The sequence below is a fragment of the Siccirubricoccus sp. G192 genome, from assembly GCF_019084075.1.
GTDB lineage: Bacteria > Pseudomonadota > Alphaproteobacteria > Acetobacterales > Acetobacteraceae > G192.
In genome coordinates, this window is sequence record NZ_JAHREN010000003.1 from 58,588 (window position 1) to 82,613 (window position 24,026).

The 24,026-nt window shown below is 68.0% G+C and carries 20 protein-coding genes and 1 pseudogene; 13 read left to right on the forward strand and 8 right to left on the reverse strand.

The window, feature by feature from the left end; translation table 11 throughout:
- Window positions 1-41: 41 nt before the first annotated feature.
- Window positions 42-2,000, forward strand: a complete 1,959-nt coding sequence (locus KSF81_RS28225) for a putative baseplate assembly protein (protein WP_217382181.1) — start codon at window positions 42-44, stop codon at window positions 1,998-2,000.
- A 257-nt stretch (window positions 2,001-2,257) separates the two neighbouring features.
- Here KSF81_RS28225 and KSF81_RS28230 read toward each other — a convergent pair whose 3' ends face one another.
- Window positions 2,258-3,130 (reverse strand): hypothetical protein, encoded by an 873-nt coding sequence (locus KSF81_RS28230; protein WP_217382182.1) that lies wholly within the window; start codon window positions 3,128-3,130, stop codon window positions 2,258-2,260.
- Here KSF81_RS28230 and KSF81_RS28235 point away from each other — a divergent pair.
- The 7 genes from KSF81_RS28235 (at window position 3,129) to KSF81_RS28265 (ending at window position 10,998) form a co-directional block, all read left to right on the forward strand.
- Window positions 3,129-4,136 carry a phage tail protein gene (locus KSF81_RS28235; RefSeq protein WP_217382183.1) on the forward strand — a complete coding sequence of 336 codons (1,008 nt, stop codon included), beginning with the start codon at window positions 3,129-3,131 and terminating at the stop codon, window positions 4,134-4,136. The two genes, KSF81_RS28230 and KSF81_RS28235, sit on opposite strands and share 2 nt — an antisense overlap.
- A 10-nt stretch (window positions 4,137-4,146) precedes the next feature.
- Window positions 4,147-5,634 (forward strand): hypothetical protein, encoded by a 1,488-nt coding sequence (locus KSF81_RS28240; RefSeq protein WP_217382184.1) that lies wholly within the window; start codon window positions 4,147-4,149, stop codon window positions 5,632-5,634.
- A 17-nt stretch (window positions 5,635-5,651) separates the two neighbouring features.
- Window positions 5,652-6,494, forward strand: a complete 843-nt coding sequence (locus KSF81_RS28245; protein WP_217382185.1) for a hypothetical protein — start codon at window positions 5,652-5,654, stop codon at window positions 6,492-6,494.
- A gap of 396 nt (window positions 6,495-6,890) precedes the next feature.
- Window positions 6,891-7,424 (forward strand): hypothetical protein, encoded by a 534-nt coding sequence (locus tag KSF81_RS28250; RefSeq protein ID WP_217382186.1) that lies wholly within the window; start codon window positions 6,891-6,893, stop codon window positions 7,422-7,424.
- Window positions 7,421-9,925, forward strand: coding sequence for a hypothetical protein (locus tag KSF81_RS28255; protein ID WP_217382187.1), 2,505 nt, complete (start codon window positions 7,421-7,423; stop codon window positions 9,923-9,925). Before KSF81_RS28250 ends, KSF81_RS28255 begins: the two co-directional genes overlap by 4 nt.
- Window positions 9,922-10,674 (forward strand): hypothetical protein, encoded by a 753-nt coding sequence (locus KSF81_RS28260; RefSeq protein WP_217382188.1) that lies wholly within the window; start codon window positions 9,922-9,924, stop codon window positions 10,672-10,674. Before KSF81_RS28255 ends, KSF81_RS28260 begins: the two co-directional genes overlap by 4 nt.
- Window positions 10,675-10,686: 12 nt before the next feature.
- Entirely contained in the window at window positions 10,687-10,998 is a 312-nt protein-coding gene (locus tag KSF81_RS28265) for a hypothetical protein (RefSeq protein WP_217382189.1), read from the forward strand.
- Between the two features lie 33 nt (window positions 10,999-11,031).
- Here KSF81_RS28265 and KSF81_RS28270 read toward each other — a convergent pair whose 3' ends face one another.
- From KSF81_RS28270 to KSF81_RS28280, 3 genes are all read right to left on the reverse strand, one after another.
- A complete protein-coding gene (locus KSF81_RS28270) occupies window positions 11,032-11,466 on the reverse strand; it encodes a kelch repeat-containing protein (protein WP_217382190.1) in 435 nt (144 codons plus the stop codon).
- A gap of 1 nt (window position 11,467) precedes the next feature.
- Window positions 11,468-12,004, reverse strand: a complete 537-nt coding sequence (locus tag KSF81_RS28275) for a hypothetical protein (RefSeq protein ID WP_217382191.1) — start codon at window positions 12,002-12,004, stop codon at window positions 11,468-11,470.
- Window positions 12,005-12,133: 129 nt separating this feature from the next.
- A complete protein-coding gene (locus KSF81_RS28280; RefSeq protein ID WP_217382192.1) occupies window positions 12,134-12,787 on the reverse strand; it encodes a response regulator transcription factor in 654 nt (217 codons plus the stop codon).
- Between the two features lie 367 nt (window positions 12,788-13,154).
- Here KSF81_RS28280 and KSF81_RS28285 point away from each other — a divergent pair, with 367 nt between their 5' ends.
- The 3 genes from KSF81_RS28285 to KSF81_RS28295 are packed head-to-tail and all read left to right on the forward strand — an operon-like array spanning window position 13,155 to window position 16,941.
- Window positions 13,155-14,930, forward strand: a complete 1,776-nt coding sequence (locus KSF81_RS28285; protein WP_217382193.1) for a tyrosine-type recombinase/integrase — start codon at window positions 13,155-13,157, stop codon at window positions 14,928-14,930.
- 3 nt (window positions 14,931-14,933) lie between these two features.
- On the forward strand, window positions 14,934-16,115 hold the full coding sequence (locus tag KSF81_RS28290; RefSeq protein WP_217382194.1) for a site-specific integrase: 1,182 nt from the start codon (window positions 14,934-14,936) through the stop codon (window positions 16,113-16,115).
- Window positions 16,108-16,941 (forward strand): hypothetical protein, encoded by an 834-nt coding sequence (locus KSF81_RS28295; protein WP_217382195.1) that lies wholly within the window; start codon window positions 16,108-16,110, stop codon window positions 16,939-16,941. The genes KSF81_RS28290 and KSF81_RS28295 overlap by 8 nt, the downstream gene beginning before the upstream one ends.
- A 351-nt stretch (window positions 16,942-17,292) precedes the next feature.
- Here KSF81_RS28295 and KSF81_RS28300 read toward each other — a convergent pair whose 3' ends face one another.
- The 3 genes from KSF81_RS28300 to KSF81_RS28310 all read right to left on the reverse strand — a co-directional run bounded on the left by KSF81_RS28300 (window position 17,293) and on the right by KSF81_RS28310 (window position 20,577).
- Window positions 17,293-17,916 (reverse strand): DUF3800 domain-containing protein, encoded by a 624-nt coding sequence (locus KSF81_RS28300; RefSeq protein WP_217382196.1) that lies wholly within the window; start codon window positions 17,914-17,916, stop codon window positions 17,293-17,295.
- A 219-nt stretch (window positions 17,917-18,135) separates the two neighbouring features.
- Window positions 18,136-19,149, reverse strand: a complete 1,014-nt coding sequence (locus KSF81_RS28305; RefSeq protein WP_217382197.1) for a replication protein RepA — start codon at window positions 19,147-19,149, stop codon at window positions 18,136-18,138.
- Between the two features lie 759 nt (window positions 19,150-19,908).
- Window positions 19,909-20,577: a ParA family protein gene (locus KSF81_RS28310; protein ID WP_217382198.1), complete on the reverse strand. Its 669-nt coding sequence runs from the start codon at window positions 20,575-20,577 to the stop codon at window positions 19,909-19,911.
- 293 nt (window positions 20,578-20,870) lie between these two features.
- Between KSF81_RS28310 and KSF81_RS28315 the strand changes: the two genes are divergently transcribed.
- Both KSF81_RS28315 and KSF81_RS28320 read left to right on the forward strand, forming a co-directional pair.
- A complete protein-coding gene (locus KSF81_RS28315) occupies window positions 20,871-22,583 on the forward strand; it encodes a DEAD/DEAH box helicase (RefSeq protein WP_217382199.1) in 1,713 nt (570 codons plus the stop codon).
- 72 nt (window positions 22,584-22,655) lie between these two features.
- A complete protein-coding gene (locus KSF81_RS28320; protein WP_217382200.1) occupies window positions 22,656-23,459 on the forward strand; it encodes a hypothetical protein in 804 nt (267 codons plus the stop codon).
- A gap of 109 nt (window positions 23,460-23,568) precedes the next feature.
- Here KSF81_RS28320 and KSF81_RS28325 read toward each other — a convergent pair.
- Window positions 23,569-23,766 (reverse strand): annotated as a pseudogene (locus KSF81_RS28325) (IS5/IS1182 family transposase); the annotation flags it as partial.
- Between the last annotated feature and the right edge of the window lie 260 nt (window positions 23,767-24,026).

Here is a 24,026-nt window from a genome sequence, read left to right on the forward strand (position 1 = left end):
CCCGATGGCATCGTCATCGGTTTCCGGCAGGAGATCCCGTGATGAGCGGCTCCGCTCTCGCACTGCGCGTGGACGACACGGATTTCGCGGCGCTGGTAGAGCGTGCGCGGGCGCAGATCCCCTCGCTCGCACCGCACTGGACCGACCACAACCTCCACGATCCCGGCATCACGCTCCTCGAGTTGCTGGCCTGGACGGCGGAAGCGCAGATCTACGGCCTCGGCCGGATGCGCCGGGACGAGCGGCAGGCCTATGCCGCTCTGCTCGGCGTCATACCGCACGGGCCGCGTCCGGCCGAGGGGATGATCTGGCCGGACAGGCCGCTCCCGCAGGCCGAGGGGGTCTGGCTGCCGCCCGGCACGGCCGTCCTGACGGAGCGGCAGGAGGCGCCGCCCTTTCGCGTCCGCCGCGGGCTGTGGCTCACCGGAGCACGGCTCGCCGGGCTCCGCACGGAACCGGCGGAGGGCGGCACGCCGGTGGACCACACGGCGGGGAACGAGCGCGAGCGTGCGAGCTTCGCGCCTTTCGGCGATGCCCCGCGCTCTGGCACGCGCCTCGTCCTGGCGCTCGCCGGTCCGCCGCCGCTGGCCGGCTACGACGCGGCACGGGGACACCGGCCGCTGGTAGCGATCGGCGTCGAGGTGGAGCCCTTCGCGTCGGGCGAGGCCGCGCCTTCCGCCGGCGCATGGCGGCGCGGCGGGGCGCGGCTGCGTGCCTGGGTCACTGTCGGCGGCGCCAGGTTGCCTGCCGTGATCGTTACGGATGGCAGCGCAGCCCTGTCACGCAGCGGCGTGCTACTGCTCCGACTGCCCGATGCGCTAGCCGGGGCCGTGGGACCGGCAGAACTCACGATCGAGCTGGCGGGCGGCGCCTTCGCCCTGACCCCGCGGCTGCTGCGCCTGGCGCTCAACGTGCTGCCCGTGCAGCAGATCGAGCGCGCGACCTGGGACCATTCGGGCAACGGGCTGCCGGACCAGGAGGTGGTGCTGCCGCGTCCCCGGCGCGCTACTAGGCCAGATGCGCCGGCCGGGCGTCCCTGGCTGCGCCATGGACCGGGCGCGACCGCGCCGCGGGTGCGGCTCTTGCCGGACGAGCCCTGGCTGCGGGTCGCGGACCTCGCCCTCGCCGGTCCGGATGACCACGTCTTTATGCTCGACCCAGAAGCGGCGATCCTTCGCTTCGGCAATGGCGTGAACGGATGCGTGCCACCCTCCGGCGCCACGCTGCAGATCACCTATGAGGTCTGCGACGGACGGGATGGCTCGGTGCCTGCGGGGCTCGGCTGGCGCGTGCCGGGCCTCCCCGGCGTGTTCGGCCGCAATGCGGCGGCGATGGAGGGCGGCGCCGACGCCGACGGCCTGCCCGAGCTGCGGCGGGAGGCGCGCCGCCGGCTTCGCGAAGCGCGGCCGCTTGTCACCCATGCCGACCTGCGTGACGCTGCCCTCGCCGCGGGGCTGCATGTCGCCCGGGCGGAGGTGGTGCCGGACTTCGACGCCGGCACCCCAGCGCGCGAGACGGTGCCAGGCGGGGTCCGTACCCTGGTCGCGCTGCGCCGCCGCCGCCGGAGCGAAGCGGCGAACGAGGCGGAAGCGCCGGCCTGGCTCGCAGCGCTCGAGCGACGGTTGCGTCCCATGCTGCTGGTCGGCGAGCAGCTGCGTGTGGCGGGACCGCGCTATGTTCCGCTGCGCCTGCGCGCGCGCCTCATCGCCCAACCAGGAGGTGATCCGCGCGCGATCGAGCGGGAGGCCCGTCGCCTGCTGCGCAGCCGCCTCGCGCCGCTACCCGGGGGCGGCGAGCCGGCCTGGCCGCTTGGCCGTGACCTCTCTCAGCGCGAGTTGCTGGGCTGGCTTCGGCGGCTGGACGGCGTGGCTGCGGTGGCGGAGCTTAAGATTGAGGACGCAAAGAAGGGTGTCCTGGCACTGCCACGGCACGGGCTACCAAGGTTGGACCTCGCGCCCGGCGACATCCGCGTCGAGGCGCCGCGGGACGCCTCGCCATGAGCGGCGCGGGCGGACGAAAGGTCTATCGGTTCGCCAGCGGGCCGCAGTGGCATGCCGGACTGCTGCAGGGTGCGACGCCGTGCGCAGCGGGCGGGCCGGAGCCTTTCCTGCCCTTCGGCGCCGCGCAGCGTGTCCAGGGCGGCAGGCCAGGCCGCGCGCTCGCGGTCGCCGCCGACGGCATGGTCCTGTGGCAGGACGGATCGGGAGGCGTCGTGTGGCTGCCCGCCGGGGCCGGAGAGGGGGCAGCACCCTGCGTACTACCCTCCGGTGCCGGCGCGATTGGCCGCGGGACGCGGCTCGTCGCCGGGCGCCGCCGCCTGTGGTCGGCGCGGCGCGGACGCCGTCTCATCTCCTGCTACGCGCTGCCGACGTTGCAGGTGCTGCGCGACGTCCCTCTCGACGGCCGCGTGCTCGACATCGCGGCAGATGCCAGCGATGGCGTGCTCGCGCTGGTGGCGCGGCGCGGCGGCCATGCGCTGGCACGGTTTGGTGCCGAGGGTCGCCTGCGCGGCACGCAGGAGCTGCCGTGCAAAGCGTGCCCGATCCTCGTTGCCGCGGTAGCCGATACGGTGGTGCTGCTGGAGGCCGACCGCAAGCGGCTCCGCTGGTTCACAGAGCGGCAGCCCGGACCGATGCTCGACCTTGCCGAGCTCTTGCCGGGCTTCCATGCGCGGGCGCTCACCGCAGACCGGGCCGGGCGCTTCCTGCTGGCCGGCAGGGCGCGCGACGGGAGCGGCAGGCGAGCGCGGTGGCTGCTCGTGCTCGGGGCCGATGGCAGGCTGCTGGAGCAGCACCCCTTGAGCACTTCGGTTGGCACTCTGCGTGGAATTTCGGGCGATCGCGGCACGGCGTGGATCGCCGCAGCGAACGGCCTGTGGCGGCTTGCCGCCGGCGGCCCGGGTGCGACTCGCGGAGCGGAGGGCGTGTTCCTCACGCCAGCCCTGCACTCGCCGCTCGGCCAGGAGTCCGGCTGGTTGCGCGCCGACGTCACGGCGGATTTGCCGCCCGGTGCAACCGTTACCGCCCGCCTGGCAAGCACGGATGACGAGGCTCGCGCAGCCGAGCTGCGGGCCCAGCACGCCGATCCGGCGCTGCCCCCCCGCCATGCGGCTCATGAAGGTCAGCGGCATGCTCGACTGGAGCGAGCCCGTGGTGCTCGGCGCCGGCCGCGACGTGCCGCCGGACGCGGAGGAGTCGGAGGAGGAGCTGCCGCCCGCGCGGCTCGCCCTGCCGCTGCATGGGGTCCGCAATCCATGGCTCTGGATCGAGCTGCGCTTCACCGGCAGCCCCGGCCTCCCTCCACCGCGCCTGCACAAGCTGTCCATCCTCTACCCCGAACGGTCGCTGATGCAGCACCTGCCGGCGATTTACCGTGCAAGCGACCGGCGGCTTGGCCAGCTGCGCGGACTTGTCGCGCTGCTCGAGACCGGCACGCAGGCACTAGATGCGCGCATCAACGCGCTTGGCCGCCTAATAGACCCGGCGACCGTGCCGCCCGACTGGCTGGACTTCCTCGGCTCGTGGCTCGGCTTGCCCTGGGAAGCCGCGCTGCCGGAGGAGGCGAAGCGGGCGATGCTGCGCTCTGCCGGTGCGCTGCTCGCCGCGCGTGGCACCCGTGCCGGCATCACGCGGCTGGTGCGCTGCCTTTTGCCGCGCCGCCCAGTCCGCCTGCTGGATCCGGCAACGGATCTCGCGCCGGCGCTGCTCGGCACCGCCTGCCTGCCGGCCGTGGTGCTCGGCGCGGCGCGCGACCGGCCGCGCCTCGGCAGCAATGCCGTGATCGGGCGTGCCTGCCTGCCCGAATCCGTCGCGCCGGGCGCCCGCGATCTGCTCGAGCCGCTCTCCGGCTGGGTCCGTGTCGAGCTGTCCGCGACCGAGGCGGAGCGAGCGGCGCTGGAGCCGGTGATGGAACACCTGCTTGTCGGCTTCGTGCCGGCGGGCATCCGCATCGTGCTGCGCTGGCGGCCATGGCCGTCCAGCGGCATCGGGCGCCGGATCGGGGAGGATCTGCGGCTGCTCGCTACCGCACCAGCTGTGCTGGGCCGCGGCGCAGGCCTGGGCTCGGTCACAGTCGCCGCGGAGGAGCCGTCGCGCCTCCCGGCGGGAGGACTCGCGACGGGGTTCCGGCTCACCTAGGAGGGCGCGCATGCAGATCACACGGAAGCACGACCAGTCGGCGCCCTGCGGGGATGTCGCGGAGGCATGCGCGCCGGGCGCGTCGCGCAATCGGTACTTCGGCGGAAAGCTGATGAATGCCCGCGACTTCACCGCTGAGCAGGGCTACCTCGTCGCGCGCCGCAGGCTGGTAAACCGTGCCATGTTCGGCGCAGGCGTGGTGCATGGCCTCGCCGTGCGTGGACCGGATGGTAAGCGCGAAAGCCGGACGGAAAGGCTGGAGATCGGGCCGGGCCTCGCCTTCGACCGACACGGGCGCGAAATCGCGCTCGCCATGCCGCTGCCGGTGAAATTGGACGAACTGATTGTCAGGATCGACGACAAGAATTGGTGCAGAGAGAGGCCGACGGAAGGGCATTGGCTGCTCATGGCACATTACGCCGAGCGTCTGTCCGAGGCAGTGCGTGTACCCGACCCCTGCGGCTGCGGGGAGGCGGAGTGGAGCCGCATCTGCGAGACCATCGTGCTTTCGCTCCGTAGGATCGGCCAGGAGGGCTGCAAGGCCCCGCCGGAGCCCTGTCCGCGCTGCGCCTGTCCGCCTGGCTCGGAGGCGCGCCGGCCGACGGAGCATGCGGCCGAGCAGATGCAGTCCGACTCCGGGTATTTCGGCGATGCGGATGCGCCAGGGCCCGTACGCAGGGCATGCCTCTGCGGATGGGCCGAGCAGGTCGAGGTTGCGGGCGAGCCGGGTGCCCTCTGTGAGTTCCGCCCGGGGCTTTCCTTCGATCCGGCGAGTGGTGTTGCCCTGGCCTGCGTCAAAGTCGAGATGAACGATGGGTGCCCCGTCTTCGTGTTGCCGGCCGATGAGTGCACACCGCGCCCCATCGTGAAGCGCAATGACCTACTGTATGACCTCATCCGCGGCTGCGACCTGACCAGGCTGGCCTGGATCAGCTGGGCGGAGTGGCATCGTGGTGACCCCGTGCCCTGGGACAAGTTCGCAGGGTCCTTCGAGCCGGCACCGCCCAACTGCCCGCCTGACGAGCTGGCGGAGTGCGTCACCCACTTCACCTTTGGCTTCGACGGACCCGTGATCATCGACACCGTCACGCCCGATGCCGTGGCTATCACCGCCCTGATCCAAGACGGGGTTTCCGAATGGGGTGGTAGGGGCACACGCTGGGGCGACACTTGGCGGGTGCCCGTTATACGGCTGGAGCCGCATCCCGAGCCCGACGACCCGGCGGGAACAGCCCGCTCCTTCACCATCGTGGTCAACGGCCGCTGGGCCGAATCGCAGATCTTCAACACCGACCTCTGCCGCTTCCTCGGAGGTCCGTCCACCATCGAGATCGAGATCCGCGGCGACATGATCCTCGACTGCCGCGGCCAAGCGGTGGACGCCAACACGTTCGGAGCCCACCGCCCCGACGCGCAGCTTGGTGGCGGCCGCGGGCGGTCAGGTAATGGCACACCCGGCGGCAGCTTCCTTTCTCCCATCCATCTTGAGCGGCGCTAGGCCGATGGAGACAAGACATGAGCGCTACGACAACCTCCACCGGCAGGCAGGACGCGAAGGAGCGCGTGTGCGGCACGGGGATGATCTCGCGCCCGCGCTTCAGCCCCGGCCTTCTCCTGCTTGATGACGATCTGACGGCCGGCGTCGAGTATACCCGGCAGCTCAGCCGGCTGCTGTTCCGCCACCTCTTCGGCTGCGGCGTCGTCTGCGGCCTGAAGGTGACGGCACGCCACGAGCGGCACGGCGACTGTCTGCATGTCGATGTCGATGCCGGCCTCGCGCTCGACTGCGAGGGCGACCCCGTGCATGTGCCGCACCCGCAGAGGCTCACCGTGCGCCGCGAATGCGGTGAGCCGCTGCCGCGCGAGCTCTGGGTCCTGCTGCGCCGGACCCAGCAGGATTGCGTGCCGCGCGGCTTGGCATGCCCGCCCGAGGATGGCGGCAGCGACAGCGTGGCGACGCGCCTACGCGACGGCTACGAGATTGCGCTCCTGAACGAGCGCCCGAAGGAGTCCTGTGGCTGCCCGGAATTGGCGGAGCCCGTTGGGGGGGGTAGCACCGCGTCACCGCGACTCGACGAGGGAGCCTCCACGGTTGGCGGGGCAGGCGTGGAGGAGCACGTGGCGCCGAGGGACTCCGCCCCGGGGCCGAAGTTGATGACCGAGACGGACCGCAAGGCCTGCTACGAGGACCATGTGGCGGGTACGTGCGCCGGCTGCTGCGCGCAGCGTGGCTGGCTGATCCTGGCGAAGGTTTTCTTCCACACGGACGACAAACTATACGTGCGCCATGGCGTGCGACGCTTCGTGCGTCCGGCCCTGCTCGCGGATCCGCTCTTCGCCGACATCCCGCCGCCCTGAAGCGAGGGATGTAGCCGCCGAGGGGTATCCATGGCGCCCAAGCCCGCCGCGGCCCGTCAGCCCGGAGCGCCGGAACGGCGCCCGGCCGCAGCGCCGCGTGCCGCGGCGCCGGCACCGGCCGCGCGCGGCCCGGGCCCGAGCCCCGCGCAGGAGCTGCGCAACCGGCTCGGCAATGCGGGCACGCAGGCGCTGCTCGGCCAATTCGTACAGCCCGCGCTCGCCGACGCGGCACCGGGCGCGGCACGTCGCCCGGGGGACGAAGGGCGCGCCTCGGCACCGCCTGCGCGTGCCGCACCCCCACAGCCTGCCGAGGCGCCTCCAGGACCGGAGAGCAGGGGGAGGGGGGCCGGCGAAGAGGCCACGGCGGAGCTGCGCCCGGCGGGACATAATCAGGGCTTGGCGCGCCTGCGCAGCCAGATCGAGACACAGGCGCGCCGCCAGGCAGCCCATCCCCCCGCCGGGCCTGCCGTGGCGGTGGCACAGGCGGCGGCCGTAGCGCCCGGGCCGGCCGCACGCGGCGCAGCGGCCCGGGCCGCGGTGCAGGAATTGGCGGAGGCGCCGAGCTCGGGCTTCGAGGCGGCGGAGTTCAAGAACGCGCTGCGCCGCAAGCTTAATGAGGTGATGCCGGCGCCGAACTCGGCCGAGGATGCGCAGAAGTCGCTGCAATCGGGCACGGCGCATGCGGCGGGTAGCGCGATGCGCGGCGAGCTCGACACGCGCAAGGACCGGGCGACGGGGGGGCATGGAGGCCGCCGCCGGTGCCGCCCCCGACCCGGCGCGCTTCCCGCAGGCCCCGCCGCCTGGCCTTCCGCCACCGCCCCCCCGCACCTGCGCCCGCGTCGCTTGACCCGAAGGGCGCCGTCCCGCCGCCTCTTCCGCCGGCTGCGCTCGACACGCGTGCCAATCGCTCCGAGGCGGATCGGCAGATGATGGAGGCGCGGCTGACGCCCGAGAAGCTCGCCCGCGCTAACGAGCCGAGCTTCGCCGCCGCCGGGGTGGCGCGTCAGCAGGCGGAGGGGCACAGCCGGACCGGACCTGCCGAAATGCGCCAGGCAGAGGCGCAGCTGCGCGGGCAAGCGCAGGCGGAAGCGGTGCCCGCGCTCGCGCAGGGGATGGGTGAGCTGGTACGCGCGCGGGGCGGTGCCTTCGGCCGGGTGGCCAGCCAGCAGGGAGCGACGAAGAGCCAAGACGAGGCGGCGCGCGAGCGTGTCTCGGCGCAGCTCGACGCGATCCAGACGCGGACCCGCGCCGATGTCCAGAAGACCCTCGACGAGATGGACGCCGAGGCAACGCGGCTATTCGAGGCTGGTCTCGCCCGCGCACTACAGGCCTTTGAGCGGGAGCGCGAGCGGCTAGAGGAGGAAGCGCGGCGCGAGCAGGCCTCGGAGTGGTTCAACACCGCCGGGCTGCTCGGCGCCGTCGTCGGCTACTTCTGGAGCCTCGGCAAGGAGCGGGTCGAGCGTGCCATCGCCGGCGCGCGTGCGGCCTACGACAATGTGGTTCGGGAGACCATCGACCAGGTGGCGGCGGTGGTCGGCGGGAAGCTCACCGCGGCGAAGGACCGCGTCCGCCAGGGCCGCGCCGAGGCCGACGCGCTGGTGGCCGGCCTGCCTGCGGAGCTGCGGACCTTCGGCCAGGAGGCACGCGCGAAGCTCGACGGCGAGTTCGAGCGCATGGGCGGCGAGATCGAGGAGCGAAAGGGCGGCTTGATCGACCGGCTCGGCGAGAAATATGCCGAATCCCGCCGCCAGGTGGATGAGCGGGCGCAGGCCTTCCGCGACGCCAACAAGTCGCTCTGGGACCGCGCGAAGGAGGCGGTGGCCGGCGTCATCCAGACGATCATGGAGTTCCGCGCGCTGCTGCTCGGCATCCTCGCCAAGGCGGCCGGCGTGGTGGATTCTATCCTCGACGACCCGATCCGCTTCCTGCGCAACCTGGTCAGCGGCGTGAAGGCCGGGCTGGACGCCTTCATTGCGAACATCGTGAACCACCTGAAGGCCGGGTTCATGCAGTGGCTGTTCGGGACGCTTGCCGCAGCCGGCATCCAGATCCCCGAACGCTTCGACCTGAAGGGCATCTTCGGCCTGATCCTGAGCGTGCTCGGCCTAACCTATGCGAACATCCGCGCACGGGCCGTGCGGTTGCTCGGCGAGCCGCTGGTCGCGAGGCTGGAGTCGGTGGCGGAGGTCTTCAAAATCCTGATCACCGAGGGGCCGGCGGGGATCTGGCGCATGCTGCTCGAGCGGCTGGAGGCGCTAAAGGAGCAGGTGCTCGGCCAGGTCCGCGAGATGCTCATCGTGCAGGTGCTGAAGGCTGGCGTGGTGTGGCTGATCGGCCTGCTGAACCCAGCCTCCGCCTTCGTGAAGGCGTGCAAGGCGATCTACGACATTGTCATGTTCTTCGTCGAACGTGGGCGGCAGATCGCCGAGTTCGTCAACTCGATCCTCGACAGCCTGGCTGCGATCGTCGCCGGCAATCTCGGCGCTATGGCGCGCGCGGTGGAGGGCGCTCTGGCGCGGGCGGTCCCGGTGGTGATCGGCTTCCTGGCGAACCTGCTCGGGCTGGGCGGCCTGTCGGAGAAGATCAAGAAGATCATCGAGAAGATCCAGGAGCCCGTGAACAAGGCAATCGACTGGGTGATCGGGAAGGCGGTGGAGCTGGCGAAGAAGGTGGGCCAGCTCTTCGGGGGGAAGAAGGAGAAGGGCGCGAAGGAAGAGGCGGATCCGGAGAAGAAGGCGAAGATCGAGGCTGGGCTGGCGGCGCTCGAAGAGGCCGAGGCAGCGCGTGAAGTAGAGGGGAAGATCGATCGGAAGGAAGCCGAGGCTGTCGCTATCCAAGTCAAACGGCAGCACCCGGTGTTCAAGTCGATCGTCGTGGTCGATGGGGGCGCCAGCTGGGATTACGAGTACGTCGCGAGCCCCGGAATTCGCTACAAGGGTGGCTTCAAAGGTGCAAGCAAGGCCGTCAGGGAGGGCATCGCGCGGCTGCGAGCACTCGCGCAGAACGAGAACATACCCTATCCATACAGGATAGGCATCAACGCGCAGCTACGAAGGGCAGAGGAACTGCACAGAAGCGGCCGGCTAGTTGGCGTAGAGGTGACGCAGCCCCAAGGGAAGGGGCGCATTGACTTCGAGCTGACTGATCCAGATCAGGTCGTTGAGTACAAATACTGGACATCAGAATACACTCAAAACAATATGGCTAAGCTCATTGCGCAGCTCCGAAAGTATCAATCAGCCGGTAAGCAGGTCGTGCTGGAGTTAGGCACTACTAAGACAAAGCCCATCACCATCGGGTTTGTGGAGGGTGTTCTCAGATCCGAGCTGGAAAAATTCAATCTGACGTTCGAGGCGATCAGCATCCGCGAACACGAGGCGATCATCTCGGTTGAGATCATGACAATACCTCCCCAGGGAGCGACGAAGTGAATGACCTGCCGGTGGAGCTCCGGATGCTCCAATGCAAGCAACTCAGCCCTAGCAGCGCTGTATCACTCGCAGCAGTCATGTTGGACTGCGGCTTCAAGCTGATGGTACGAGCAGACGGCGGGATGCGATTAATCCAATCGAAAGCGGAGCTTCAAGAATTGCTCCAGTGGCAGTACACCGGGTCGCAGTATGCTGATAACGGCCGAGTGGAGGACGCTGAGTGGTCATTCATGTTCCCGGCGCGGCTAGATAGCCTTCCGGGGTTCGACAATGGAATCGTTGAAATCCGACAAATGGCTGCACATACCAATAAGATTAGCGTCTATTGCCTTGCTGATTTCGAGTTCAAGGATCAGCGCACCTTTGTCGAGCCACTTGCGCAGGCTCTGCGAACACTAGCGGAGGCGCTTTATTCCGTTTCAAAACCCGAATTTACTGCAGTTGACAACGGGAATCGCCTGAGCGTCACACCTCGCGACGTGTCCCAAACAAGACTGACCACCATCAATTGGCTCAACATCTGGGGGCCGGGCTATGTAGCTCGTTATGGCCGGGATCTCTTGCTGCGCGTGCCTGGTCATGAGGCGCGCACTATCGAGGACGGCGCCATACTTTATCAGCTGACTCCAACCTTTGTGGCCAACGATGCCAACAAGGCGAAGGAGATGCGGAGCACGGTAGTGAAGCATTTTGCCGATGCCGGCCTGAAGGTGCGCTGTCACGCTCCCTATGCGCTCCCGCCGACTTGAGAGTACTCGGCAATGTACACGCGTTCCACGGACGACGGTTTCCAAGTCTACCTCAGCGAGATGCTCGCAACGACATTCGTGCTTACGGAGGGTGTGCGACTGAAGCCGGTCTTTATTGAGTGGAGCGGCTTGACGAAACGTCAGCAAACACTGGCGCTTGCCCGTGTTCGGCAAGTGTGCACAGACGAGGTGCGCGCACTGCCGTCCGGATCGCGCTTGCACGTCGAGTTCAATGAGATGACAGACGATCTCCACCAGTTACTCATTGAGGTCGCAGGCGAGAACAACCCAGACTTTACGTGGTCCATCAATTCGCCCGGATGACAATGCGTCGAGCAGCATCCCTTCTTGGATGCCTCAGGGCGTGAACACGTGGTGATGGTCGCAGGTCCCTTGCATGTTCGGACCCGTGGCGCCGCCCAGCAGATGGATGCCGTCCTCCAGCGCGATCGCGCCAAGGCCATGCCGCGTTTCCGGCATGACATCGTGATGGGTCCAGTCCTTCGTCGCGGGATCATACTTCCAGACATCTGCGAAGGCTCGTTCCGGCGGAGCCAGTCGCTCACCGCCGAAGACGTAGATGCATCCTCCCCACACTGTTGCGGCGGCGCCGGCCAGTGCCTCGGGCAGGTCCTTGAGCTCCTCCCACCTGTCCTGGGCCAGGTCGTAGGCCTCATGGGTGGATACGTTCACGGACCGGCCGGCCCTCACATCCTTCACCTGCCGGCCGCCGATAACGTGCAATCTGCTGCCGAGCACCGCTGCTGCCGCGCTGTTCCGGGGCGTCAGCATGTCACGCCTCCGGGCCCAGGAGGACGCCCCCCGGCGCGAGCACGAGGGTGCTCGGCGTGTCCGCATGGTCCTCGTAGCGGCTGTTGAGGAGGGTCGAATGCCGGTATCGGCCGCCGGCGATGATCACGTGTTCGTCGATGACGCCCGCCGAGAACTCGGCGCGCGGCATTGGCAGAGTCGGGCCTGGTGTCCAGGCGGTCATGTGCGGTAGCGGAAGCTCGAAGACGGTGTCCCTCATTCTCCAGGCGTCGGACACCTCTCCCACTTGGGGAAGTAGCAGTGAGCCGGCACCGAATCCGCCGATCGCGAGAACAGCGTCTGATCGTGCGAGAAGGCAGGGATGATGAAGCGGCTCCGGAAGCGGCTGCACATAATGCCAGTTGTCATGGGCGAGATCGTAATGCACCACCTCATCGGTCGCAGCACGCGAGGCGGACCGGAAGGCAGCAATGCCACCCGCAAGCAGCACGCCGTCACCAACCGCGGTGGGATAGATCTCCTGCACCGGCGTGAGCAGCGCTCGGCGTTGCTGGAACATGAGCCCGATCTCCTGTCCCGGTGATGGCGTTCGTTAAGCGTGCCGATCACCCCTTACTGAGCCCTGCCATGGCGAGACGACGAGGAGAACATGTAGCCTGCACAGGCCGGGCATGGCCTGCGATGTGCTTCACCCCGATGTCGCGACCCAAGGCGCCTCGCGCACCCGACGCATTGCCTGGGCCCGCCCGACGACGCCGAGCTTGCCTAGCACGCTGTGGACGTGATGCTTGACAGTCGCCACGCTGAGCTGGAGTTCGCGCGCGATTTCCTTGTTGCTGAGGCCGCGCGCGACCAGGCGCAGCACCTCGCCCTCGCGGTTGGTCAACTGGGCATCACCCGGTGTCGCCCTCGTTTGAACCATGGCCTCAGCTGGCCGAAAAAGCGCCCGGATGAGGCCGTTCGCGATTTCGGCAGGACATCGAAGTCTCCCCGCAACGGCATCGGCCATTACTTGGCGGAGATCGGCCAACGACGCATCGCATGGGATATAGCCTGCAAAGCCGGCTCGGCCATACCGCACCACCTCCTCGCGCCGCTCGGCCAACCCGAGCGCTAGGAGCAGCAGTTCGGGCAGCCCCGTGGCCGCCAGCCGAACCTCCTCAAGATCGAGGGGCTGCGTTACATCGATCAGCGCGACATCTGGAGCGCCACGGCTGATTATGGCTAGGAACGCGCCGAAATCCGACGCGGTCTCCGCCGCCACGATCCCATCTTCGGTCAGGAGGCTGGTGGCCAAGCCTTCACGGAACAGCCGCACGGGTGAGACGACAACCACTCGCATTTTCCCGCCTCCTGGTTGTGATGAGGCAAACAGGAAAGTAGGGTCAATTCGCATGGAAAATCTTGCAATCCTTACGGCTGTAAGCAAGCAAAAAAGACAACCGGCAGTCGGCCAAAAAATGAGACAGGCGCTTGGCGAAGCGGTCCTCGATCCAGCGGCAGAGCGCCGGTAGCGTCCAGTCGGTTCGGCTACCACAGATGGCGGTTCAGGCCGAACGGCTGGGTGCCTATCGGGTTATCGCGCCATGATTGTCGGTGTCCATGTCGACGAAGGATATGGATATGATGTTTTCACAAATTTGGTTTCCAAACAGGGCCGAACCAGAGCAGGATCGGGCTGAGACAAGCAGCCCTGCGGGTGCCCGACCATGACCGCTCTCAGCCGCCATCCAGCCCCACAGCCAAGTGGTGACCTCGTTGGTCCAGCGCAGTTCGCCCTCTTCAAGGCCTCCGATGTCGGCCCGTCTGCCAAGCTGACCTTGGCTGACGTGCTCGCGGCGCTGCCCAATGCGTCCAACGTCACGTCGCGTCAGCGGGAGGAGATGGCCTCAGCCATCCGCACCGTGGCACGCTTGCTTGGCGAGGACCCGGCCCAGATCCCCGCCAATCGTCGCGCCTTGAGCCAGCGTTTCAGAACTGTCGCTCCCATCGCCCACGGCATCAGCAAGGCCTCCTGGAGCAATGTCCATTATCGGCTGAACAAGGCATTGGACCTGGTGCTGCCCCCGCATCTCCGGCGACAGCGCGACCTGCCGCTCGCGCCCGAGTGGCAAGAACTGAAAGCGCGGATCGCCGACCAGTGGACGCGCAAGAGTCTGTCTCGTCTCTTCCACTTCTGCAGCGAGGCCGGCATCAGCCCCGAGCAGGTAGGAGAGGGGACGCTGGAGCAGTTCCCTGGCTACCTCGACATAGTCCGGCTGAAGGGCTCCGCTGGGCTGCTGCGTGATACCCGTCGCGCCTGGAACCGGGCGTGCAGCGAGGTGCCGGACTGGCCCGGCAGGCTACTGGAAACGAAGCCGCGGAAGGGCCTCCGCGTGCTGCCTTGGGAGACCTTCCCTGCCAGCCTGCGCGCCGACCTCCAGGGCTGGCTTGACTACCGTGCGGGTATCGGTCTGCCACCCGAGGCGGAGGGTGAGAGGGAGGACGACGGGCCGTCCAAGCCGGCCCGTCCTACCACCCTGAAGCACCGCGAACATCAGGTCCAGCAGTTCGCCTCGACGCTCGTGAAGCAGGGTGTGGATCCGAGCTCGCTGCGACGGCTGGCCGATCTGGTTGAACCCGCCACTCTGAGGCTCGGCGCCGAGGTCTATCGCCGTGACGGCAAGTATATGCCGTCCTTGCCCGGCCTCGTCGCCGGACTGCAGTCCATTGCCCGTCATTGGGTGAGGCCGAAACCCAGCGCCGACGATATGCAAAAGATTCGGGTCCTCTTGAAGAAGATCTGCAAGCAGGTCCCGCGCCGCGGCATGACGACGAAGAACCGAGCCCGGCTCTACCCCATCCTCGACGATCCGGAGGCGGCACTCGCGCTGCTGCGACTGCCTGGAAAGCTGCTTGGGCTCGCCGAAAACGTGCAGCACCCGCACCGCGCTGCTCTGCTGGCGCAAGTCGCGCTCACCATCGAGATCCTGCTGATGGTGCCCTTGCGCATCGGCAACCTCGCGGCGCTCGACACCGAACGGCACCTTGTCCTCCCAAGGCGTCCCGGCGGCAAAGCGCGCATCGTTATCGACGCGGACGAGGTCAAGAACGAGTATCACCTCGATTACCCGCTGCCGGAGCCCACCGTCGTTCTGCTGCGGCGCTACCTTAGGGAATTCCGCCCCACCCTCGCTGAGCCGGGCAGCACGGCCCTGTTTCCAGGCCAGCTCGGCCGGGCGAAGAACCCGCAGGCCTTGGGCCGGCAGATTAGTCGCGCGGTGTTCGAGCACACGGAGCTTAGGATGAACCCGCACCTCTTCCGACACGCCATGGCTTCACTCTACCTCAAGGCTCGGCCCGGCGACTTCGAGACGGTGCGTCTCGTGCTGGGCCACAAGTCGCTTGCGACCACAGCCGGCACCTACGTCTTTACCGAAGAGCAGGCCGCCATGCAGCGGTTCCGGGACGTGATTCTGGCCATGCGCGACGGGACGGCGCTGTGACCAATGATCGTCGCCGTGCCCCCCCGCCTATGCCTCCCCCGCACGAACTGGCCGGCCGAGCACCGGCAGCTCTGGGAGGAGGCCCTGCGGCCTGAAACCCTGCGCGACGACGGCGGCAAGCGTGCCCGCTTTAAGCCGATCAGCAATCGCAAGGTCGAGAAGGGCTACGGGCGTTGGCTGTCTTGGCTGGCGCACACTGGCCGGCTTGATACAGCCCTGACGCCCGGTGATCTCGTCACGCGCAAGGCGGTCGACGCCTACATTCACGACCTCGGCCGGGTGAACACTACCTCCACCCTGAAGAATCGCCTGCAGGAACTCTACGAGGCCATGCTGGCGCTGGCGCCGGACAAGGACTGGCGCTGGATCCTGCGCGTCGTGACAAAGGGCCGCAGCCACCATGCGTCTCGGAAAAAACGCGCTGAGATTCCTGAGGCGGTGGAACTGCTCGAGCTTGGCCTAGCGCTCATGGCAAGTGCGGATCTGGAGACGACGCCACGCAAGGCGGCCATGCGGTACCGCGATGGGCTCATTATCGCTTTTCTTACTCTCTTCCCGTTGCGCCGAGCTGACCTCGCTGCATTGCAGCTCGGGCAGAACGTGAGCCAGGAAACCGGGAAGTGGCGCGTTAGAGGCACGCACTCCAAGACGGACCAGCTCTTCGATCTGCTTTGGCCGGAGATCCTGGTGCCCATGCTGGAGACTTACCTCTCGGTGCATCGCCCGGTCCTGAAGCAGCAGCGAAAGCGCTGGGCCCAACCCATCGGTAACGCGCTCTGGGTATCGAGCGATGGCTCCTCTCTGGGCCCTGAGCGGCTGTACGTCTGCGTCGCAAACTATACGGCTGCCGTTTTTGGGGACCGCATTGGGCCGCATCGATTCCGCCATAGCGCGGCAACCTCAGTCGCGGTGAATGCCCCCGAGCATGTCGCCATTATCAGAGTAATACTTGGCCATGCTGGGCACGCCATAGGAGGGCGCTACTACAACCTCGCCAAGACGTCCCAGGCCGCGCGCCGCTTCCAGCAGATTATGGCCCGGTTGCGGGATGGTACGCTGGCCTTCCCTGATGACTCGAACAGGGACTGTCAGGGAGTTCCACCGCCAGCATCTCCCAGCGACACCACGGCGATACACGTGCAGGAGGCATCTCCTGTCACTGCAAAAATTACGTCGGATGGGTGATCTGACCGGGCAGACCTTCGGCCGCCTTGCTGTTCTAGAGCGCACGGGCCGGACGGCTAAGGGCCATCCGAAGTGGCGGGTGAGATGCACCAGCTGCGATGAAGAGAAGGAAATGCAGCGCGGCGCGCTGCTGGCCATTGCCTCTCCCACGGCAGGCTGTGACCTCTGCGAGCACCTTGACCAGCTCAAGCAGGAGTTTCTCACCGGCCAGACTGTCGGGGGAGGATGCGTTGTAGATTACGTTGGTCGGGATCGGCATGGCTTTCACTCCTGGCGCTGCCGCTGTCAGTGCGGCGCCGAATCCATGCGGGAAACGGGCAATCTTCGCCGGGCCATCAAGACCGGAAGCATTGCTTGCCGACGTTGTGCGCACCTCGGCGATTTGGAAATGGCAGGGGTTCAACAGAAGCCCATTCGATCACACAGTTACCAGCCTACTCGGCCGGGACGGCGTCGCGTGGATCTCGTCGGCGAGGTAAATGGACGGCTCAAGGTCGTAGGGTATGCCGAACCGCATCCGATAACAGGTCAGACCATGCTGCTGGTCGAGTGCCAAGTCTGCGGCGAGCAGAAGATGATGCAGGTCGGGAATTTCCGCGGTGCCAAGCACTGCACGGCCTGCCAAGGCATGCGCAAGGACCTCACCGGCTACAAGAACGGCAGATTGGAGGTTCTCGGCTTTGCGCATTCTGCCGATTGGAAGGCTTACTGGCAGTGCCAATGCGCGTGTGGTGCTGTGGTGCTGCTGTCGACCAGCGCCTTGACACACGAGCATCAGCAAAGCTGTGGGCGCTGCGTGCGGGATCACCAGCAACGAGTCGCTTAAGCGACCACGTGCCAATCGGCAGCACTTCTACAACAAGCTGATTTGGGCACGGGATTCTTACCGAAGCGGAGGTGGGCGGAGTTCCGAGGAGAGGAAGCCCGACGCGATGGAGCAGCACGAAGGGCCTGGGGTGCGGCCCTTGGTCGCCTTGCCCCCCGCTGCCGGGCGTGCCCCGCCTGGAAGGCGATGCGCGTTGAGGAACCGATCCAGATGGCTCCTGCCACGTGCACCAGGCAGCCGAAGCGGTGTTCGGTGGGATCGCCCGCGGCGATCCAGCGATGCCGCCGCAGGTTCCACGCCACCTGCCAAACTAATGATATGATCTATCCACTACTTGCTACCTGATACCTGCTATAAGGTAGCGATCTCTGCGGCGTGCCGGCTTTCCCTAAACCCGCCGGCGGCGGGGATACCTATGGTGCCGCAGGGGGTCCCTGCGTGCGACCCGTCCGGCCGCGTGTCGGGCGGGCGCGGTGGCCACCCGGAGGCCGAAAGCCCCGGTTGCCGGCCACCCTCCCTGCCCTCTTCCGGGAGCCGCCCTCGCCGGGCGGCTCTCACCGTTTCAGGGGAGCTGGATCCCGAACCGCTTTCGAACCCGGTGGCGTTGAGCTCGGCGCTCACGATCCACTTGCACGAGTAGGCCACCATGTCCGCCAGCTGGAGCAGCCGCGAGGCAGCCGAGTCCAGGCGCGCAACCCGGTTCACCCCGCGGAACCGTCCGTCCTCGCGCCGCGCCCGCTCGATCTCCGCCTCGAAGGCGGGGTGGTCGTTGTGGTGGTTCACGTCCGTGATGACGCCGACGTTGCCGATCGTCTCGCGCCCCAGCACGTCGCGCTTGAACTGGGCGAGCCCGGCCTTCGCCGTCTCGACGACGGCCGCCGCGTAGAGCACCGGGGCGGGCCCGCCGCGCGCCGCGACCTTCTGGTTGACAAGCACGACCCGGTCGCGCGGCGCCGCCGACCAGAAGCACTGCATGAGGCCCTGGAGGTAGCCATCGTCGAGCCGGGAGCGTGGATCTCGCCCGCGCCGGGCTCAAGCAGGTCGCTCAGGCACTTGTCCACGTGGCCGGCGTCGCGCGCCAGGACCACCACGGCGCCGAGGTAGAGGTCCCCGGCGCTCCCGTACTCGTCGATGAAGAGGAGGACCTTCTTGTTGAGCCGCCCGGCCAACCCCACCGCACCTACCTGCTAGCTTCTACCGCCTACGCGGTAGTTGCTTCGACGTAGCGCTCGCCGCCGGGGCGCGGGCGCGCTCAGGCACCGGGGCAGGGGAGGGCATGAGGGTGATGGCCTCGTCGTCCACGCGCACCTGCGCCTCCGGGTAGGCGGAGAGGGCGAGGGCCAACGCCTCGCGGGCGTGTGCCTTGAATTGGCGCTGGAGCGCGAAGCCGGCGCCGAACTGCCGATAAAGCGCCGGCCACGGGACCCTGGTCTGCTTCGCAAGGTGGTGGAGGCGGTAGGCGAGCCAGATATAGAGGTCGATCGCCATGCTGCGTCCAGACAGCGCGCGGATGGCAGCCTCGCGAACGGGGAGGGGGTGCCGGATGAGACTTTCGTAAAAAACTTCGTCGAGCACGACCGTCTCGCGCCAGAGGGAGAGCTGCGCGCCGTCGATGTCCCGGCCTGGCAGGATCGCCTCCCGCACGAAGCCGCCGTTCATCACGGCTTCGCCGCCCTCGCCGATGCGGTAGAAGGTCAGCCGGCAGAGGCTGAGGCGCCGGCTCTGCTCACGGACCGCCTCGTAGCCCTTGCCGCCGCTGTTCAGGCCCATCGCCTTGAGCCAGCTGTGCATGGACCGGCCCAGCTCGACCTCGCGGGAGCGGGTCTTGATGGCCTCCGTCTGTAGGTAGAGGAGGATCAGCCGGGCCACGTAGCCGAATGGCACACCGACCGCCGTCCCGTCGTGCGTCTTGCCGCTATCGATCCTCAGGCGGATGTCCGCGCCGTCGCGGACCCACTCGTTCGCCTCGATCCGCTTGTGGGGGAGGGCAGTCATGGCGAAGCCGGCGTGCACGAAGTTGGGCGTGCCGTCTTCGTCGGTGAGGACCATGTGGATGGCCTCGACGCAGCGGCGGTCGATGGCCGTTGGGGCGAGGTTCAGGGCCTGCTGGATGCCGAGCGTCTCCAGCCGGCCGCGCAGGCGCCCTTCAAGAGCCTCTTCGGCACCCACGGATAGGGCCCAGGCGGTGGTGTCGGTGGAGTCGCGCATGCAGAAGCACGCTGCACATCCCAGGCTGTCGGCGCAATTCGTACCCTGCCGACGCGCCTTCGATGGCGAGCTTTTCCCCTTGCGCGGCTTGTACCCTGCCGACGGCCCTAGGGAAGCTAATTGAATCCCTATTTGGATGCGTCACCAGGGTACGGGGAACGACTCGGGTTTCGTCGGTCGGGTACGAAGCGGCGTCACCAGGGTACGAATCGACTGTGGATAAGCGGCGCCGGATCGGCCCGCGCCAGGGCGTCACCAGGGTACGAAATCGGGGCGGCCTGAGTGCCCACACGCGGAGAAGGCAGGGAAGCGGGGCAGGGAAGGGGGTCGATTCGATTCGTACTCTACCGACGCCCTCATCGTAGTTGCTAGCTGCTGCCACGACGCCGTGGGGCGGGGGTCGCCCGGAGGTCCTCCGGGTGCACGTCGAAGCCCGCGGCCGCGAGCGCCCGACACACCAGCACCTTCTGCGTCGTGCCCTCCGCACGTGCCCTGTCGGCGAGCTGGTCGCCTAGGGCGCGGCGGACGCGGATGTTCACCTGCACGAGCTCCTCCTCGGGCGGTACCGGGGGGAGGGGCAGCCGGGGCAGGGGAGGGGGGCCGCGGCGAGAGGGAAGCTGGCGGCAGCCCGGCCTGCTGCGCGACGGCGTCGGCGGCGGCAAGCGACTCCCGCGCGGAGGGGCGGGCGATGGCGGGCTTCAGGCCCTTGCTGGACATGCGGGGACCTCGTGCGTGCTCATATCTGCTAGCATATACTCGCTATGCGCGGGCGCGGGCCGCCTTGGGCTTCGGCGGCAGCCAGCCAAGCTTTCGCAGCTCCGCGACCAGCTCCGCGACCTCCTGGCCGGCGTCGCCGCCGGAGGGTACGCGCCCGGAGAAGGTCATCTCGGCGAAGGCGACGCGGTCGCCGATCCCTGCGGCGGTGCGGGGGAGGGCGGCCGCGTCGAGCTCGGCCACGGCGTGCCGCGACACCGCGGTCGCCTGCTTCAGGCGCGATGGCACCACGCGCGCGGGGATGGCGCGCCGCGCCGCCCGGGCCGCGCTATCCACCAGCTCCAGCGTCTTCGCGGCCTGCTCGACGTCGGCGCGGCTCGGCGTGCAGGGCACGAGCACGGCGTCGGCCGCGGTCATGGCGAGGAGGGCTGCGCGGTTGCCGAAGCCGGCCGTGTCCACGAGCACCAGGTCGGCCTGGGGTGAGAGCTCGTCGATCGCCGCCGCGAGCCGTGCCTCGTCGGCCTCGGCGCGTACAGCGACGGCGGGGCCCTCGTAGGCCTGCTCGGCCCAGGAGGCGTAGGCACGGTTCGGGTCTGCGTCCACGACAGCGACGCGTAGCCCCTCGGCCGCCAGCGTGCCGGCGAGCGCCATCACGATCGTCGTCTTGCCGGCGCCGCCCTTTGTGGACGCCACCGTCAGAACCGTCGCTGCCACTTGGTCCCCCTATTTCGTGGAGAACTCCCACCAGCTATGAGATAGCAGCAACATGCTACCAAAGACAAGGTAATTGCTAGCTTCTACGTGCCGCCGCCGAGGTAATGACCAAGGCGTGCCAAAGCGATCCAACCCGGTGGCTTCGGCAGAGGCCAGACATGCTCCGCCGGTCAGAGGGCCTGCACCGCCTCGTTGCGAGAGGGGCGGGTCGGCAACAAAGTGCGGCTCGTTGGCGACTTTCCTTGGCTCGCATGCCGCGTTATCTTTCGTGTTATTCTTCGCACGGTATGATTGTGGCATTCAAGAACTCCCCTCCGCCTTCCATCGTGTCCGATAGCCCGGAGAAGGTCCTGCTGGACTTGCCGCGCCGCAAGATCGACGGCGTTCTCCTGCATCAGGGCGAGGTCATGAGGACCTACGCTGCCAAGGCCGTGGACGCGCCCGACGTGGCCCTCCAGCTCCCCACAGGCAGCGGCAAGACCCTGGTTGGGCTCATGATCGCGGAGTGGCGGCGGCGCAAGTTCGGCGAACGGGTCGTGTATCTCTGCCCGACCCGCCAGCTCGTCAACCAGGCCACCGGGCAGGCTGATGAGCAGTACGGGCTCGCGGTGAACGGCTTCACCGGCTCGGCGGCCGGCTACGCCGCGGGCGCCAAGGCGGAATACCAGAACGCCGACAGAGTCGCGGTCACTACCTACAGCAGCCTCTTCAACACCAACCCCTTCTTTTCCAACCCGGACGTCGTCATCGTCGACGATGCGCACGCCGCGGAGAACTACATCGCCGCGCTCTGGACCTTGAGGGTCGAGCGCCATAGGGACGAGCACGCCGCGCTCCATGCCGCGCTCGCCGGCGTGCTCAAGCCGCTCCTCGATCCCTCCAACTTCGTGCGCCTCACCGGGCAGTGGGAGAGCACCGCGGACCGCGTCTGGGTGGACAAGATCGCCTCGCCCGACCTGGCCCGGGTCAGGGGCGAGGTGCGGGCGGTAGTGGACGAGCACGTCGCCGGCACGGAGCTGAGGTACCCCTGGTCGATGCTGCGGGACCACCTACACGCCTGCCAGCTCTACGTCTCCACGCAGGAGGTGCTGCTCCGGCCGCTGGTCCCGCCCACCTGGACCCACGCGCCCTTCGCCGGTGCGCGCCAGCGCATCTTCATGTCAGCGACCCTCGGCGCGGGCGGGGACCTGGAGCGCCTGACGGGCCGGCGCTCCATCCTGAGGCTCCCCGTCCCCGAGGGGTGGGACCGGCAGGGCATTGGGCGGCGGTACTTCGTCTTCCCCGAGATGTCGCTGCCCGAGGCCGAGGTGCCGGGGCTGCGCCGCGCCATGATGCGCCGCGCCGGACGAAGCTTGGTGCTGGTGCCCAGCGACAGGCTGCACGACGGGGTGGTCGCCGACGTCGCCGAGCACCTGGGGTTCAAGACCTTCGACGCGGACGACATCGAGGCATCGAAGAAGCCGTTCACGGCCGAGGAGCAGGCGGTCGCGGTGGTGGCCAACCGCTACGACGGCATCGACTTCCCGGGCGACGACTGCCGGCTCCTCTTCGTCGAGGGCCTGCCCAAGACGACGAACCTGCAGGAGCGCTTCCTAATGGCGCGCATGGGCGCCGCCGTCCTGCTCAACGAGCGGGTCCAGACCCGGGTACTGCAGGCGATTGGCCGCTGCACCCGCTCCCTCAAGGACTTCTCCGCCGTGGTGGTGACCGGCGAGGAGGTCCCGGACTACCTGGCCGACCGGCGGCGTCGCGTCTTCCTGCACCCCGAGCTGCAGGCCGAGCTGGAATTCGGCGTCGATCAATCGAAGGACCAGACCGCGGCGGGCCTGCTCGAGAACCTAGACATCTTCCTCCAGAACGGGAAGGACTGGGAAGAGGCCAACAAGGAGATCCTTGCCAAGCGCGAGGGTGCGGTGCAGCAGCGCTTTCCGGCGATGGACGATCTGAGGGGGGGTCGTTCCGCACGAGATCGACTTCCAGACGCGCCTCTGGCAGGGCGACTTTGAGGCGGCACTCGGTTGCGCGGAGCGGGTCCTTGGTGGCCTCGCCGCGCCCGAGCTGCGGGGCTACCGGGCGCTGTGGCACTACCTCGCCGGCAGCGCAGCCTGGTCGGGCGCGGAGGGGGCATTACCGGCCTGTCGGCCAAGGCGCGCGCCCACTTCGGGCAGGCAAAGGAGGCGGCGCGGGGGATCCCCTGGCTGGTCGCACTCGCCCGCTTCATCCCTGACCAGGCCGCGGCAGCCGCGGACAACACGGCTGTGCTGCGCCAAGTGGAGCGGATGGAGGGCGTGCTCGCTGGACTCGGCACGCTCCACGACAGGAGCTTTGCGCGGCGGGAAAAGGAGATCCTGGCGGGGTTGTCCACGGCCAGCAGCTTCGAGCAGGCACAGCTCAGGCTCGGCGAGCTGCTCGGGTTCGACGTAGGAAAAATCGAGGCAGACGCATCGCCCGACCCGTGGTGGATCGCAGACGACGTCTGCCTCGTCTTCGAGGACCACGCCGGCGCCGAGGCCGACTCCGTCCTGGACGCGACGAAGGCGCGCCAAGCCGCCTCCCACCCAGCCTGGATGCAGGCCAACGTGCCCGCTTGCCAGGGCGCGCAGATCCTCCCCGTTCTCGTGACGCCCGTGACGAAGGCGAAGGAGGGCGCGGCGCCGCACCTGAACAGCGTAGCCCTCTGGCCTCTGCAGGAGTTCCGAGAATGGGCGAAGGGGTCGCTTGCGACTATTCGCGAGCTGCGCCGCACCTTCTCGGAGCCGGGCGACCTCGTGTGGCGCGCCCGGGCAGCCGAGATGCTGGAGGCCGAGGGCCTGGACGCGCCCGGCTTGCATGCCCGGCTCCGAACGAGGCCGGCCGCGGAGGGGCTCAAGACCGTAAAGTAATGCGCAAACGCGAGCCGGAAGTGGTTGGTGGGTTAATTCCGCCAGATGCAAGCTTCATGTCCTGCACGCCCGCTTTTTCCTTCTTCATCCCTTTAGGGGCTGTTGACGGTCATCTTGAAGCGATGACGGCGGCGAGGTGGATGGAGGCGGCGTAGGAGGCGGCGTAGCTGGTATCTGTCTTGTCGTAGCGAGTGGCGACGGCTCTGAACTCCTTCAGCTTGGCGAAGGTGTTCTCGATGAGGTGGCGCCAGCAACACATGTCGCGGTCAAGGTTGATCTGGACCTTGCGGTTGGCCTTGGGCGGGATCTATCCCGGCATAGTGCTCCATGGTCGTCCCTCGATGATGCTTGTGGCAGGCCGCCACGGCCCGACCCCGTCCACGACACCATCAGTCTGAGGGACGACCACCCTCGCCACCTACGCCGGCGGCCGGCCCGTTGCGCCATCTAGCGGGGGTCAGACGAAAAATCTGGCGACCTCGGCCATCTGGATGAAGAAACAGCGTCCGTCGGCCGAAAGGGATGGGAATTTGTGCGCTGCGTGGAATGAGGCGTCCGTTTGATTCT